This window comes from Halobacillus rhizosphaerae, assembly GCF_046719735.1.
GTDB classification, from domain to species: domain Bacteria; phylum Bacillota; class Bacilli; order Bacillales; family Halobacillaceae; genus Halobacillus_B; species Halobacillus_B rhizosphaerae.
The window spans coordinates 179,580-192,557 of sequence record NZ_JAUTWQ010000006.1 but is presented as its reverse complement, the minus strand read 5'-3'; the positions used below and the strand labels follow the sequence as shown (position 1 = coordinate 192,557).

The following is a 12,978-nucleotide window of genomic DNA, read 5'->3' as shown; positions in this document are numbered from 1 at the left end:
TAAGGAGAAGATCCTATGTATTCAGACGTAGAAGAGAAATTGAAGAGAAAGAATAAGTTATTGTTCTCTCGTGACAGCCTTTGTTTGCAGGAGTTGGTAGAGCTTATTCAACTGCAGACTCATAGAACTCTTGTTATGTGGGTTCTTGATTGTGCAAAGACACCCTTAGGTCAAATAGAAGCTAAATACCCTCATGAACCGAGGCCGCGGACTTGTCTAGAACGATGTGAAGACTGGGCAAGGGGGAAAATAAAAATGCCCGCTGCCAAGAAGGCAATACTAGCCGCTCATACCGCTGCAAAAGAAATTGAGGAGATTGAATACGGAACCTTATGCCAAGCGATTGGTCATGCTGGTGCTACTGTGCATGTGGAAACACACGCAATAGGATTACCTATTTACGAACTGACTTCAATCGTTCATAAATACGGAAGAGATGATTTCCAAGTGCCGGTTAGCGAAAAGATCAATGACTACTATAAGCGACTATTATACTGGCAGGAAAACACTGATAAGCTTGGACTTGAATGGGCTGGTTTTTTACTAGATAACACGAAACCTAATAAGGAAAAATTATTGAGTGAGAAAAGGCAAAAGGAAAGGTTTAATAGTTGAGCAGACTGAGAAAAGATTTAAGGGTGTGGCGAGTGAAATTTTTAGACGTGGAAAGAGGGCAAGTCTTGTAAGTTTAAATGTTACAAATTTGCTGGATAATTCAAAAATGGAAGGGGATTTTCGCACTACTCCATTTTTGTATTAAACTCATTTAATTCTTTTTCAATAAGAAACACAGAAATTTCAAATGCTTCGATTCGTCTTTTAGCTAATGTTATTTGAGATTTATACTTCGCAGGATTTTCTTTGGCATCAAAAGTTTTTACTGTTTCTCTTAGTTTGTTTAAAGTTGAGTCAATTTGACGCTTGGCTTCAACTAAATCAGAATATTTATACATCATTGAAAGAACCTTCCTTTTTGCGAATGTGTACTTAATTATCTCTCAGTTTAAACTAAGTAATTAGAAAAGGTCACCCATAAATGAATGACCTATTTTCAAAATTAGGGAAAGATAGGTCAACTTTCTATTGAGTGCATACTAGATGGAGGTTAAGGAATTACTCATCTGGTAATGCGTTAAATTCTTCTTTTTTCCTTTCATACCAAATCTGGATGGCTTCTGGATTTTCCATAAGTTCTTTCATTTCATTCATAGCTGAAATATGCTTTTCGTCTCCTTTTTGATACATTTCCATGCCATGTTTTTGGCTTTTTTCTGCCATCTCCTCAAAAGTATTGGCATGAAATTTTTGCTCGCATGCTCCTCCGAGTTGTTTACAAGTCATCGTCTTCATAATTACTGCCTCCTTTTCTTCAGTGTTATTGTATCTATAGTAACATATACATCACTACTTCCTGCCGGAGGAGAGAGTGGAGGATAAAGAGCATAAATTAGAGAATATGAGAATAGTGGACAGCTTTTTTTACGACGAGAACAATATCAGGTTATCAGGAGGAAAAACAATGATGGAGATTCAAAGATTAAACGAACAAGATGTTGAACGGTACCTTGAAGTCAGGCTTCAATCTTTACAAACCAATCCAGAAGCCTTTGCTTCCAGTTATGAAGAGGAAAAAGAACGGCCCGTAGAATTATATCAAAGCAGATTAAATCCTCAAAGCCCGTCCATAACAGTAGGGGCAGTTGAAGATGGTCAACTGGTCGGTATAGCTACTCTAGTAACAGAGACAAAACAAAAGCTTAGTCATAGAGCAAACATAGTATCTACCTATGTAATCCCAGAAAAACGCGGGAATAACATAGGCAGGAAATTAATCGAGCAAGCTATTCAGCATGCCCAAAGAATACAAGGGATCGAGCAAATATACTTAACGGTTGCGTCAGAAAACAAAGCTGCCAGACAGTTATATCTATCGTCAGGCTTTGAATTTTTTGGAACAGATAAGAAAGCATTAAAGTTGGAGGACCATTACATAGATATCGACCATATGGTATTGTATTTCTGAAAAAATTGGAAAAGGGGAGTTTGAATGAGCAGGGGGACTAAAACAAAGTTAGATTTGGATAAGGTTATTTTTATTGGCAGAACATACGAAGAATATATGGACATGTTTATGTTGTCAGAAGGAGATTTGAAAGGTAAAAAAATACTCGACTGTCCATCTGGAGCCTGTTCATTTGCGGCTTCAGGTCAATTAAAAGGATGGAATACCATGGCGGCTGATATTGCCTATGATCACCCTGCAGAAGATCTCGTAACGAAAGGACGGGAGGATCTTCAGCATGCCTTAACTCATATGAAGAATGCGGAAAGTAATTACATATGGGATTACTTTCAGGATCTCAATCAGTTACAAGAATATCGAGAGAGGGCTTTACATTCATGCATAGAAGATATGAACAAGAACAGCGAGCGATATCTCCCGGTTCAATTGCCAGCCTTGCCATTCAAGGATAACGATTTTGACATGGTTTTGTCTGCGCATTTCTTATTTACGTATGCAGATCGGTTAAATCTACAGTTTCACCTGGACACTCTTAATGAATTACTTAGAGTGGCAAAAGAAGAGTTGAGAGTCTTTCCCTTGGTTGATTTAGAAGGCAATAGATATGAACACCTTGATCATGTAATCCAATATTTAAAGGATAATGGCTGTTATGTTGAAGAAGTAAAGGTTCCATACGAGTTTCAAAAGGGAGCCAATTCTATGTTAAAGGTGAATAAAAATCATTAAGCTTTCAAAGGGCAGCGGTATTCCGCTGTCCTTTTGTTTAGTAACAATGCTCTGCATGAAGGGGATGCCAAATCCTCCTTGTTTTCTTTTTATAGGTTTGATGTTTATGGGTAGTATAAACGTAATCTATCTTGGATAACTTTAACGACTTCTTCTGGCATTTCCCTCACTGTGATCTCTTCCCCTAGAAAAAGCAGCCAATTGGCCATTTCGGTCAATTCTGCGGGATTCTTCACATTGATAAAGGTCTTAAGAATGGCGGTTGAGTGGTGAGGATTCGTATAGGAAAGGGAAGTTTTAAAGGGATGGTGCTTCTTGAACTGAGCTATCGCTGTTGGGCCAAGTTCCAGAACAAGGTTGATCAATTCTTTCTGGTTACTTAGTAATTCTTCTATCTTGACCTTACTTAATCCTTTTTTCATTTCGGAGGGTTGAACATCCATGAGATGGTCGACAGGAAAAATCAGCTTCTTTTCTTCTTGCAAGTCAAAACCCTCAATCAACCAGAAGCTTTTTTCATGATAAAGATGCAATAGATAAATTTGGTATGATTGTAGGACGTTCTCTTCTTTGATCGTAATTTTTAAATAGCGATTGGAAAGAAGAGTAAGAATAAGTTTCTCTACTATAGGATGGGGGAGGTCTGAGAGATTGAGCAGATCTGGATTATGAGGATTAGTGCCAGAAAAAAGCAAGATTTGATTTAAAAGAACAAGGTCATCCTGCTGGTTTTCTGTAAGAAGTCCCAATAGCTTTTCGGCTAAAGATTGACGGCTTTTTAGATAAGGGAGCTGCTGGTTTCTTGTAGCCATAAAGGCAATAAAAAGAGCTTTGACTTCGCTATCGGTAAAGTGAACATCTGGCAGGACGGAGTTGGACATAACAAAGTAACCCCCATCCCTTCCAACTTCAGCGACTAGGGGCATCCCTAAAGATTCAATTTCTTTAATATCTCTGATCGCTGTGGAACGAGAGATGTTAAATTCCTGCATGATTTCAGTAATTGTAAAATGGGCTCGGTTGTTAATATAGCGCATAATAATATTTATCCGTTCAACTTTTTTCATGGCGTCTCCTAAACAGTTTCAATTTTTGACATGATTTAAGGTTATGATATACCTATCAAGTAAAGAAGACAATTCATTTGGAAAAAATCTCTGAAAAAGGATGGTATTCATATGGGAAATTATACTCTGGAGGAAAAAGAAAGCTTCACCGTTATCGGATTGGGAACAGAGCTTACGAGTGATTATACAGATTTTGCAGGCATCAATAAGGAAAAGTCCAGTTTCTGGCATGCAGTCAGTGAAGATGGCAGGCTTGAGACGTTAAAATCTATTGCGGCCAACGACTACATTTTTGCAGTGAATGAAGCAGTGAATAACAAGATGATGCATTACGCTGGCGTAATGCCAGAAAGCTTGGATCAAACTCCAGAAGATGCGAGAGTCATCCATTTTCCTAAAGGGGAATACCTGGTGGTTAAAGGGGAAGAGCAGACGGCTGATGAACTGCATATTACGCTTACAGGCGCTGCCTTTGGCCAAGCACTGCCAGAAGCAAAGGAAGTAGACTATGTTGGCGGACCCAATGCAATGGTCGAGATGGAACAGCGAGACGGCGTAGTTAGTGGTGAAATGTGGATTCCTGTCGTTAGGAAATAGAAAGGAGAGTTGAAAATGACCAAAACCGTTGATTTTAAACAGGTGTCTGAGGTTGGCTTAGAGTCATCGCCTGTATCAACTGAGCTTGCTGGTCTCCGTGCACATGAAGCCCGATACTTTATGAACAAATACAACCATGAATTTACGATTGTACCCGCAAGCGAAAGTCAGGAAACTATTGAATATGTGAATCGTATTTTGAAAGAAGAACGTGATATTGAGTTTGCTGCCAAACCTTTAGAAACGTCAAGATTTCAATTGGAAAATATTAAATTTGCTTACGTCTTTTATGAAGACGGTCTTGAGGTCAATGTCATGTATACGGTTGACACCCCTAAGAAGCGAGCAGTTGGTTTTAAGCTTTCTGAGGGGATGGAAGTACCAAAAGAGTTAGAAGGAAAATTTAAATTTGCAAGGCAGAAATCTAAACTTGCGGGAACAATCCGCGGCTCATATTTCGTAATTAAAGGAGAATATTAAGGAAGGCAGTAACGAGAATATTTTATTCTCAACCTTTAGTTTTTGACTGCTTTCTCCATATAAGAAGGGCTTTCCTGGCATAAGGGAAGCTCTTTTATTTTTAGTATTGTTTAATACCTGATTTATTGAAATAATTGACAGTAGGTAAGTGGAGGGAGTTGGGGATGAAGATGAATAATTATCTACGTGATTTACCATTTGAACGGTTATGTTATGAGGCTCAGTTAGGAAAAGCGATAGGGCATCCTGAACCCATCTCCGGAGGTCTTCTACATAGAATGTATGCTATAACAACCACAGAAGGAAAATATGCCGTGAAAGTATTGAATCCACAGTTCTCAAACGAAAAGAAATTAATCCTCTTCATTGCAGAAAAATGGGTGCTATTCTTGGCGGTATCTATCAAACAGATTTTTCAGGTCTGGATTTAAACGATCATGGTATGAATGAAAATACTGTCAACTACGATGGTGATTAGTCACAGGGATTTAGATCCGAAAAATGTTCTGTGGAAAGAAAACAATCCCATTATTATTGACTGGGAGTCTGCCGGTTTCATAAATCCTATGCAGGACGTGATTGAAACAGCTTTATATTGGTCCGAAGACAAGAGGGGAACCATTGATAAAGACAAATTTTTTTCCGTTATATATGGATATCAAGGTAATTGCGGCAAACTTCAAGCGGATTGGAGTTTGGTATTAGATAACGGATACTTAGGAAAGTTAAACTGGCTTGAATATAATCTTAAACGTGCCTTGAGAATTGAATGTTCAGATGAAGAAGAACAAAAGTTGGGAGTCATTCAAGTAATAGAAACAATAAAAGAACTAAAGCAATATGATCAGACCATCCCAAAACTTCTTCATTGGCTTAATCACGACTTGTAATGATTTAGTGCAGTCTTAATTTCTCTTCTTAGGACAATTTCCATAGTCCACTGAAATACAGACTCTAAAACCTATAAGAGAAAGAATTTAACGGAAAGAAGTGTGGAGAATATGAAAGTTGCCTACTCCGTTACAGATCCTGCTAATTTAAAGAGTGTGGTGCTGCATGGAAATCAGCTATCTGAATTTATGGAGAAGTTTAAAGCTAAAATTAGTGAAATAGGGAAGGTAAACGAACCCAAGGGCATTATATATCATGACTTCGAATCGGCAGCGTCAGTTTATTCAGATACGCCGCTGCCTGCTTATACCTCTAGAGAATTAATACATATCTGTCCTGAACTGGGAGTATGGAAAAGAATCTATTTGGAAGCTATCCATAATTCTAATTGTAAAGGTGCCCAAAGGTATTTTAAAGAACTGAATCTCGCCGACATTGCTACTATTATTGCTCATGAATGGACCCATCACTTAGAAATGTTCAATAACTTTGAGGACCATAACGATTCTAATATGTGGTTTGAAGAAGGTACCTGTTTTTATCTTCCAAGAAAGCTATTAATGGATAAAGATCAGTTTGCTAACATCCATACCATAGAAAAGAATTTAATAGATGAGTATTCACCTGCTTTTGGTGAGTACTCCCTGAAAAAGTTTGGGGAATCGGATAAAGGTGGATTTTCAGGAGCTCTATTTGATTATTGGCGGGCATCTTTTGCCATAACTTTTATCACGGAACATTATCTGTCTGGAGACCCGGTGGAACTATTAAAGATATATGAAGAATGGAAGAAATCGAGTCTTGACTATATCGATGATTTTATTATTCAGACACTTCATTTATCAACTGAACAAGCTAAGAAATTATGGCTTACATAAAATTTCTAGTAAAAGAAAGTCATGATGAATCACAGTTGAAGTTTTCTCAAGGAGGGAATTAAATTGATCCGAAAAAAGGAACGGCTAAGATGGCATCTGTGATGAGAGATACCTATGTAAATATTCCAGGGCACGGGTACAACAAGATTAATGCTGCTTTTGCATTCGGTGGTCCTGAACTGTTGCGTAAAACGATATCCGAAAATTTCGGAGTGGACTTAGAGTATTATGCAATAATTGATTTTAATGGATTTATCCAAATTACGAACACTCTTGCTCCAGATGGTCTAAAAGTTAACGTAGAAGAGGACATGAAGTATAAAGATGGTTCGGGAACTATAGACCTTGATCTTAAAAAGGGAAAACAGACCCTTGAAGGTGAAGATTTACTGGGATATGCCCGTTATAGGTACGGCAAAGATGGGGATTTTGGTCGGGTAAGACGACAGCAAAAGGTTATTAAACTATTAAAAAATGAACTAGTTTCCTTTAATGGTGTCATCAAAGCACCTAGAATGCTTGGAAATATTGGTCCATATTTAGATACAAATATGGAAGGTAAAGAAATCCTAAGTTTAGGGAAATCATTCTTATTAAACCCAGTCGATGATATACAAACCGCTAGTGTCCCTGAGCAAAATAAAGTTTGGCCAGAAAGAAAAGAGTACCCTGTAGGGTTGGTCGTAGCTCATAATGAGGTTCAGACTAAACAGGATATTCAAGCATTTTTACACGGTTCAGAGACAAGTGAATCCGCCCTAGGGAATGAAAAACGCTAATACCCTAATTAAATTAATAATACTTGTTAATAAAGGGGGATAAAATGAGGGTCAGATTAAGGGAGTATACAGAAGATTGGAAGCGCATGTTTAATGAGGAAGCAGATGTATTAAGTACGATCTTCGGCGATGAAATTCTTTCGTTTGAGCATTTCGGCAGCACATCAGTGCCGGGCATGAAAGCAAAGCCAGTGATCGATATGATGTGCTTAGTAAAGGATATTGAAAGAATAGATGAATATAATGAACAAATGCATTCATTAGGCTATGACGCAGCTGGTGATTGGGGCATTAAAGGAAGAAGATTATTTCGTAAAGGGGGAGACAAGAGGACTCACCATATCCATTTTTATCAAATGGATAACCCTCAAATCGAACGTCACTTGATCATGAGAGATTATCTTCTTTCCCATCCAGAGGAGGCAAGGAGGTACAGTCTGTTTAAAGAAGAACTGGCCGAGAAATATGAATTCACCAAGGATTACAGTCCTGCAAAAAAAGCATTTGTTTCAGAAATGGAGAAAAAAGCTATAGAGTGGCTTAATAGTAAATGGGAAAGTTCTTGATATTCAAGTAAATTGATCATGTAATTAAAGCCATTAGGGGTGGATGAATGAAGAATAATATAATGATTGCCGGTACAGTCTCACTATTGTTACTATCAGCGTGCGGTAACGAAAATAGTGATATAGCTCAGGGTTCTGGGATAGAAAACAAGGAATCTGAAAGTCAGCAAACAACCACGAAAGAGGATAAGAGTAAAGGAAGTGAAAGTCAGCAAATTACAACGAACGATAAGATGGAAACAGACGGAGAAATACATACTGCAACTGATGATCAAGAAACAACGAGCTTTACGAATAAACATTACACAAGAGATAAAATAAGTGTCGAATACCCCCAATTGTCTAATGAAGATTCTGAGAAAGCACAACGAATTAACGGAGTTATTACTAAGGACGCGGCTTATTTCTTTGAACATGGTTTGTATGAAGGGTATTCAGGAGACATAAAATATGACACCACGCTCCTTAATGATAAATTCGCTAGTTTTACCTATCAAGGACTCATAACGAGTCCAAACCAAAGTTATCCAGTCAACCTTTTTTATTCAACTATAGTCAATCTTCAAACAGGTGAAAAGGAACGGTTACGTGATTTAGTCACAGTTGATGACAAATTTGTTAAGGCATTTAAAGAAGGGAAGATTTTATCAACCAACTCCTCTGATTACAGTAAAGAAATAAAAAAATATCTATCAACATTAACGATTGAAGAGCTGGCCAGTAAACTTTCTCAAGCAGACGACATGGAGGCTTCAACCGCCTTCACTTATTTAACGGACGATTCCATCGTTGTGGCTTTGGGTGTGCCGCATGCCTTAGGAGACTTTGTGCAAGTTGAAATAGCAAATGATAATATCAAACTCAATTGAATATTTCTAATGCACAATTGGATCCACGGTTAGTATGAAATCCCTGTTCCTCAAGACATATTTATTTTTAACAGAGGACAGGTTATGCAATGGGAGGCGTTAGAAATGAATATACGATTCTTAGAGAGCTCAGATTATTATGTTCTTTCCCCTTTAATTAACGAATGGTGGGGCGGAAGAGAAATGTCAAGTCTGCTCCCAAAGTTATTCTTTGATCATTTTAATAATACGAGCTTTATTGCAGAAAAAAACGGGGAAATAATAGGTTTTTTAATTGGTTTTATGTCGCAATCTAAGAAAGAAGAAGCGTACATACATTTTGTGGGAGTTCACCCCGATCATCGTAAGAATAATATTGGTAAACATCTATATGGGGAATTCTATAAAGCTGCCCTAATGAAAGGCAGGTCTATAGTAAAAGCAATTACTTCACCAGTAAACAGAGCATCGGTGGCATATCATACAAAGATGGGTTTCGCCATTAAGGGTGGAGATAAAGTAATTGATGGAATTGCTGTGTCATCTGATTATGATGGACCAGGGCAAGATAGGGTTCTATTTGTCAAACACATGAACTGATTTGTGCTAAATAGATTATATCTTACTATCAGCAAGGTGGTTAAAAATTTGAAAGATTATGGGGTTGACCTATTTAAAGGTGCGGCTAGTTATTATTCAAAATATAGGCCGATTTATCCTGCTTCTCTTGTAAGATTCTTAGTGCAGGAGTTTTCTCTAAATGGAGAACAAACTCTGCTTGATCTAGGTTGTGGAACTGGCCATCTTACATTGCGGCTTGCAGATTGGTGTACAAAAATAGTAGGTATCGATGCGGAGGCGGAAATGATAGAGGAAGCTAAACGCCTGCAGCAGGAGATAAGACTTGGGGAAATTCAGTGGTTTAACGGGCGCTTGGAGCAGTATAAAGCCGTATACAATGAACATTTTAATCTTGTAACAATTGCCAAGGCCTTTCACTGGATGAACAGATCTGTGATTTTAGATGAATTATATGAGGTAATTCCAAAAGGCGGCGGAGTAGCCATTATTGATAACTATGAGCCCGGTAAATCGCTCCGCCCTTGGCAGTTAAAATTAAATGAAATTATTAAAAAGTGGTATGGAAAAGAGAGAAAAGCGGGAAAGCAAACTTATTCTCATCCAGTTATTAGTCACGAAGAAGTTATATCAAATTCGAAATTCAAGGCAGAAGTCTACACTTTACCTGAATATGAAATTAATTGGAATTGCGAATCAATTCTAGGAAACTTATATTCAACTTCATATGGCTCAAAACGATTTCTTGGTAAAGAAATTGATAAGTTTGAGAAAGAGGTAATAAATGCATTGATGGAGTTTTCTGATGTTGATCAGTTTAGAGAAACTGTGACTCTTTCAGTAAAGGTTGGTAGAAAGTAAATGTAATTTTTGAGTCCCCAAGAGAGATTGTCTATTATAAGATAATTTCTCTTTTTTATAGAGAGTTAAATTGAGATATATAAAGAGATTAGAACTTTTTTAGATAGGTTGACAGTGACGCAGCGTAACAGCTTATCCTTTGATAAAAGGAGGTGTAACACTTGGATCAAAAGGGATATCACATTAAAGAATTTGCAAAAAGAGCATCTGTTTCTGTTCGAACACTGCGTTATTATGACAAACGGGGCTTGCTTGTTCCGTCCATCTACGATAAATCAGGATATAAATTATATACGGATGAGGATTTTACCAGACTTCAATCCATCCTGTCTTTTAAATTTCTTGGTTTTTCATTAAATGAAATTCAAGCTAATCTCTCTCTTCATCCAGAAGACCTGTCTCAAAGACTTGAACAGCAGAAAGTAATGATGAAGGGGAGACGTTTGCAAATTGATCAAATCATTGGCGCAATTGAGAAGGTTGAGCAGTCGCTGCATACCAATCAAATGAATTATGATTTAATTACAGAATTGATCCAAGTTACACAAATGGACTTAAAGCCAGACTGGGTAGATCAGTATTTAAACAATAGTGATCGTAAAACAATGAGGAAGCTAGCAAAGGAATCTTATTCAACTAAAACTTTACGGAAGTTAGCGGCGAGAGGCTGGACTGAAGAAGACCATCAGGAGCACTTGAAAAAGTATCAATATTTTAGAGCAACCCTGACAAAGCTGGTTAAGGAGAATTATTCCCATGATAGTACGGAAGCGCAGGAATTGATGAAGTATTTACAAGAGATGAATAGACAATATAGTCAAGATGATCCGGAAATCAGAGAAGGTATGAAGAAATCATGGGAACAGTTTAATTCCTTGCCAGAGGATGAAAAGCCAAAAACTTATACGATTCCTGAACAGGAAAGAGAATTTATCAAGAAAGCGAGTGAAGTATTCTATTTGAATAAGAAATAAGTCCAATTTAGTTAACTTACTATTCTATGATAGGTCATTCCTAATATGCAAGATGCGCGAGAATTGGGTTGCAAAGGGTATTTTTGTTTATGAGATTAAGAACGCATCAAATCTCTAAGAAATACCCTTACCATCCAATTCAACCTAAGTGCCTGGGTGATAAAAGCTCAACCAATAAAACGTGTGCAGGGATGAGGGTTAGTTAGTCACTTTAAACATACTTAGGTTATCTCGTAGACTAATCGCCATTTTATTAAGATTAACCGAGGATAATGTCACTTCTTCCATGGCAGTTGCTTGTTGTTCGATGGAAGCTGCTACTTCTTGCGTACTTGCTGAAGTTTGTTCCGTTATGGAGGCAATATTGTTGATCATCTCGGTCATTCTCTGTGAGCTCATATTAACGGTTTCAGAAGTTTCCGATACTTCTCGTAATTGTCTAGTTACTTCTTGAATATCTCTAACAATAACATCAAATGATTCCCCTGTTTCATTCACCATAATAATCCCTTTATCTACTATGCCGGTGCCATTATTCATGGATTCAACGGCATTCTCTGTATCGGATTGGATTTCATTGATCAGATGCTGAATATCTCCTGCAGCTTCAGAAGATTTCTCAGCAAGCTTCCTTATTTCATCTGCAACGACCGCGAATCCTTTCCCATGTTCTCCTGCTCTTGCAGCTTCTATGGCTGCATTCAAGGAGAGGAGGTTGGTTTGTTCCGAAATCTGCGTAATCAGCTCGATGATATTACCAATTTCACTTGATTTTTCACCTAGAGAATTGATTTTCTTCGATGTTTCCCTTACAGATTTTTGAACTAGATTCATTTGTTCAATGGTTGCTTCAACTTTATTTATTCCTGTATTCGCACGATTACTCGAGCTATCTGATAAATTTGCTACGTTAAGGATGGCTTCTGAGGAAGATTCCATTTCCTTAGAGATATTTAGTGCAGATTCCTTTAGCTGTAAGGCACTTTGAGCTTGATGATCCGCTCCAGACACTACTTCTTGTACCGTGCCTGAGATTTGTTCAATTGCGGAATTGTTTTGTTCGGCATTTTGCTTTAATTCTTCTGAAGATGAAGATACTTTATTGACCGTTTCATTCGCATTTTGCACTAATTTTCTGAGGTTATCGATCATTCCGTTGAAGGCACCTGATAATTGTCCAATCTCATCTTTGGCATTTGTTTCGATATAGGAGGTAAGATCCCCTTCAGCAGCTTTCTTGGTCGCAGCTACCACTGTATTCAAGGGTTTGATCACTATAAAATGAATGAAAAGACTAATGAGGATTGTGGAGATTAACAGAGTGACAAAGGTATTGATATACACTCCATAGTTTCCATCTACAAATTGCTGTACATACGAATTGATAAAAGCAGAAATAGGAGAGCTGATTAATAAACTGATGATGACCGCTGCCACTGTCTTCAATCTGAGGCTCTTACTTCCGGGAATTTTTATACTGCTTTTATAGGTATGGTTACTAATAGGTGCTGACGTTGTATCTGCATTGGGTTGTGTCATTCAATCACTCCTGAAAGTTTCTATTTTGAATCGTCTTGATTACCTAAAGGAAATCCCCTTCTAGTATTTATCGGTAATCCTGGAACTTTTTAAAGTATTTTGACATGCAACCATAGTTTTAACTATGACTATCACGTTTCAAAAAACACTTGCATATATTCAGTTGA

Annotated in this window: 18 protein-coding genes; 14 read left to right on the top strand and 4 right to left on the bottom strand. The window is 37.6% G+C overall.

What is annotated here, in order from left to right; translation table 11 throughout:
• The first annotated feature begins 15 nt into the window (after positions 1-15).
• On the top strand, positions 16-615 hold the full coding sequence (locus Q7A53_RS08735) for a putative immunity protein (protein ID WP_411788764.1): 600 nt from the start codon (positions 16-18) through the stop codon (positions 613-615).
• 125 nt (positions 616-740) lie between these two features.
• Here Q7A53_RS08735 and Q7A53_RS08730 read toward each other — a convergent pair whose 3' ends face one another.
• Positions 741-956 carry a hypothetical protein gene (locus Q7A53_RS08730; RefSeq protein WP_411788763.1) on the bottom strand — a complete coding sequence of 72 codons (216 nt, stop codon included), beginning with the start codon at positions 954-956 and terminating at the stop codon, positions 741-743.
• A gap of 157 nt (positions 957-1,113) precedes the next feature.
• Positions 1,114-1,350 carry a DUF1059 domain-containing protein gene (locus tag Q7A53_RS08725; RefSeq protein ID WP_411788762.1) on the bottom strand — a complete coding sequence of 79 codons (237 nt, stop codon included), beginning with the start codon at positions 1,348-1,350 and terminating at the stop codon, positions 1,114-1,116.
• Between the two features lie 169 nt (positions 1,351-1,519).
• On the opposite strand from Q7A53_RS08725, the gene Q7A53_RS08720 reads away from it, so the two are divergent.
• Together Q7A53_RS08720 and Q7A53_RS08715 are read left to right on the top strand one after the other, a co-directional pair.
• Positions 1,520-2,023 carry a GNAT family N-acetyltransferase gene (locus Q7A53_RS08720; protein WP_411788761.1) on the top strand — a complete coding sequence of 168 codons (504 nt, stop codon included), beginning with the start codon at positions 1,520-1,522 and terminating at the stop codon, positions 2,021-2,023.
• Between the two features lie 24 nt (positions 2,024-2,047).
• Positions 2,048-2,752 carry an SAM-dependent methyltransferase gene (locus Q7A53_RS08715; RefSeq protein WP_411788760.1) on the top strand — a complete coding sequence of 235 codons (705 nt, stop codon included), beginning with the start codon at positions 2,048-2,050 and terminating at the stop codon, positions 2,750-2,752.
• A gap of 104 nt (positions 2,753-2,856) precedes the next feature.
• Here Q7A53_RS08715 and Q7A53_RS08710 read toward each other — a convergent pair whose 3' ends face one another.
• The gene (locus Q7A53_RS08710) at positions 2,857-3,819 is read right to left on the bottom strand and encodes a helix-turn-helix transcriptional regulator (RefSeq protein WP_411788759.1); all 963 of its coding nucleotides are present in this window, start codon (positions 3,817-3,819) and stop codon (positions 2,857-2,859) included.
• A 111-nt stretch (positions 3,820-3,930) separates the two neighbouring features.
• Between Q7A53_RS08710 and Q7A53_RS08705 the strand changes: the two genes are divergently transcribed.
• From Q7A53_RS08705 to Q7A53_RS08655, 11 genes are all read left to right on the top strand, one after another.
• Complete coding sequence (locus Q7A53_RS08705; protein WP_411788758.1) at positions 3,931-4,416, top strand: GyrI-like domain-containing protein; 486 nt, start codon at positions 3,931-3,933, stop codon at positions 4,414-4,416.
• 15 nt (positions 4,417-4,431) lie between these two features.
• Positions 4,432-4,896: a phage tail protein gene (locus Q7A53_RS08700; RefSeq protein ID WP_411788757.1), complete on the top strand. Its 465-nt coding sequence runs from the start codon at positions 4,432-4,434 to the stop codon at positions 4,894-4,896.
• 164 nt (positions 4,897-5,060) lie between these two features.
• Positions 5,061-5,327 carry a protein kinase family protein gene (locus tag Q7A53_RS08695; RefSeq protein ID WP_411788756.1) on the top strand — a complete coding sequence of 89 codons (267 nt, stop codon included), beginning with the start codon at positions 5,061-5,063 and terminating at the stop codon, positions 5,325-5,327.
• Between the two features lie 15 nt (positions 5,328-5,342).
• A complete protein-coding gene (locus Q7A53_RS08690; protein WP_411788755.1) occupies positions 5,343-5,786 on the top strand; it encodes a phosphotransferase in 444 nt (147 codons plus the stop codon).
• A gap of 111 nt (positions 5,787-5,897) precedes the next feature.
• Positions 5,898-6,665 (top strand): hypothetical protein, encoded by a 768-nt coding sequence (locus Q7A53_RS08685; RefSeq protein ID WP_411788754.1) that lies wholly within the window; start codon positions 5,898-5,900, stop codon positions 6,663-6,665.
• Between the two features lie 62 nt (positions 6,666-6,727).
• Complete coding sequence (locus Q7A53_RS08680) at positions 6,728-7,444, top strand: LCP family protein (protein WP_411788946.1); 717 nt, start codon at positions 6,728-6,730, stop codon at positions 7,442-7,444.
• Between the two features lie 44 nt (positions 7,445-7,488).
• Entirely contained in the window at positions 7,489-8,010 is a 522-nt protein-coding gene (locus tag Q7A53_RS08675) for a GrpB family protein (protein WP_411788753.1), read from the top strand.
• Positions 8,011-8,057: 47 nt separating this feature from the next.
• Positions 8,058-8,879 (top strand): hypothetical protein, encoded by an 822-nt coding sequence (locus Q7A53_RS08670; protein ID WP_411788752.1) that lies wholly within the window; start codon positions 8,058-8,060, stop codon positions 8,877-8,879.
• Between the two features lie 105 nt (positions 8,880-8,984).
• Positions 8,985-9,458 carry a GNAT family N-acetyltransferase gene (locus Q7A53_RS08665; RefSeq protein WP_411788751.1) on the top strand — a complete coding sequence of 158 codons (474 nt, stop codon included), beginning with the start codon at positions 8,985-8,987 and terminating at the stop codon, positions 9,456-9,458.
• Between the two features lie 48 nt (positions 9,459-9,506).
• Positions 9,507-10,298, top strand: a complete 792-nt coding sequence (locus tag Q7A53_RS08660) for a class I SAM-dependent methyltransferase (RefSeq protein WP_411788750.1) — start codon at positions 9,507-9,509, stop codon at positions 10,296-10,298.
• Between the two features lie 161 nt (positions 10,299-10,459).
• The gene (locus Q7A53_RS08655) at positions 10,460-11,272 is read left to right on the top strand and encodes a MerR family transcriptional regulator (RefSeq protein ID WP_411788749.1); all 813 of its coding nucleotides are present in this window, start codon (positions 10,460-10,462) and stop codon (positions 11,270-11,272) included.
• 198 nt (positions 11,273-11,470) lie between these two features.
• Here Q7A53_RS08655 and Q7A53_RS08650 read toward each other — a convergent pair whose 3' ends face one another.
• Positions 11,471-12,811, bottom strand: coding sequence for a methyl-accepting chemotaxis protein (locus Q7A53_RS08650; RefSeq protein ID WP_411788748.1), 1,341 nt, complete (start codon positions 12,809-12,811; stop codon positions 11,471-11,473).
• Between the last annotated feature and the right edge of the window lie 167 nt (positions 12,812-12,978).

What these genes read in the sequence shown, in the direction of transcription:
- Q7A53_RS08735 (WP_411788764.1), top strand. Translation starts at nt 16, where the DNA reads ATGTATTCAGACGTAGAAGAGAAATTGAAGAGAAAGAATAAGTTATTG.
- Q7A53_RS08730 (WP_411788763.1), bottom strand. Translation starts at nt 956, where the DNA reads ATGATGTATAAATATTCTGATTTAGTTGAAGCCAAGCGTCAAATTGAC.
- Q7A53_RS08725 (WP_411788762.1), bottom strand. Translation starts at nt 1,350, where the DNA reads ATGAAGACGATGACTTGTAAACAACTCGGAGGAGCATGCGAGCAAAAA.
- Q7A53_RS08720 (WP_411788761.1), top strand. Translation starts at nt 1,520, where the DNA reads ATGATGGAGATTCAAAGATTAAACGAACAAGATGTTGAACGGTACCTT.
- Q7A53_RS08715 (WP_411788760.1), top strand. Translation starts at nt 2,048, where the DNA reads ATGAGCAGGGGGACTAAAACAAAGTTAGATTTGGATAAGGTTATTTTT.
- Q7A53_RS08710 (WP_411788759.1), bottom strand. Translation starts at nt 3,819, where the DNA reads ATGAAAAAAGTTGAACGGATAAATATTATTATGCGCTATATTAACAAC.
- Q7A53_RS08705 (WP_411788758.1), top strand. Translation starts at nt 3,931, where the DNA reads ATGGGAAATTATACTCTGGAGGAAAAAGAAAGCTTCACCGTTATCGGA.
- Q7A53_RS08700 (WP_411788757.1), top strand. Translation starts at nt 4,432, where the DNA reads ATGACCAAAACCGTTGATTTTAAACAGGTGTCTGAGGTTGGCTTAGAG.
- Q7A53_RS08695 (WP_411788756.1), top strand. Translation starts at nt 5,061, where the DNA reads ATGAAGATGAATAATTATCTACGTGATTTACCATTTGAACGGTTATGT.
- Q7A53_RS08690 (WP_411788755.1), top strand. Translation starts at nt 5,343, where the DNA reads ATGAAAATACTGTCAACTACGATGGTGATTAGTCACAGGGATTTAGAT.
- Q7A53_RS08685 (WP_411788754.1), top strand. Translation starts at nt 5,898, where the DNA reads ATGAAAGTTGCCTACTCCGTTACAGATCCTGCTAATTTAAAGAGTGTG.
- Q7A53_RS08675 (WP_411788753.1), top strand. Translation starts at nt 7,489, where the DNA reads ATGAGGGTCAGATTAAGGGAGTATACAGAAGATTGGAAGCGCATGTTT.
- Q7A53_RS08670 (WP_411788752.1), top strand. Translation starts at nt 8,058, where the DNA reads ATGAAGAATAATATAATGATTGCCGGTACAGTCTCACTATTGTTACTA.
- Q7A53_RS08665 (WP_411788751.1), top strand. Translation starts at nt 8,985, where the DNA reads ATGAATATACGATTCTTAGAGAGCTCAGATTATTATGTTCTTTCCCCT.
- Q7A53_RS08650 (WP_411788748.1), bottom strand. Translation starts at nt 12,811, where the DNA reads ATGACACAACCCAATGCAGATACAACGTCAGCACCTATTAGTAACCAT.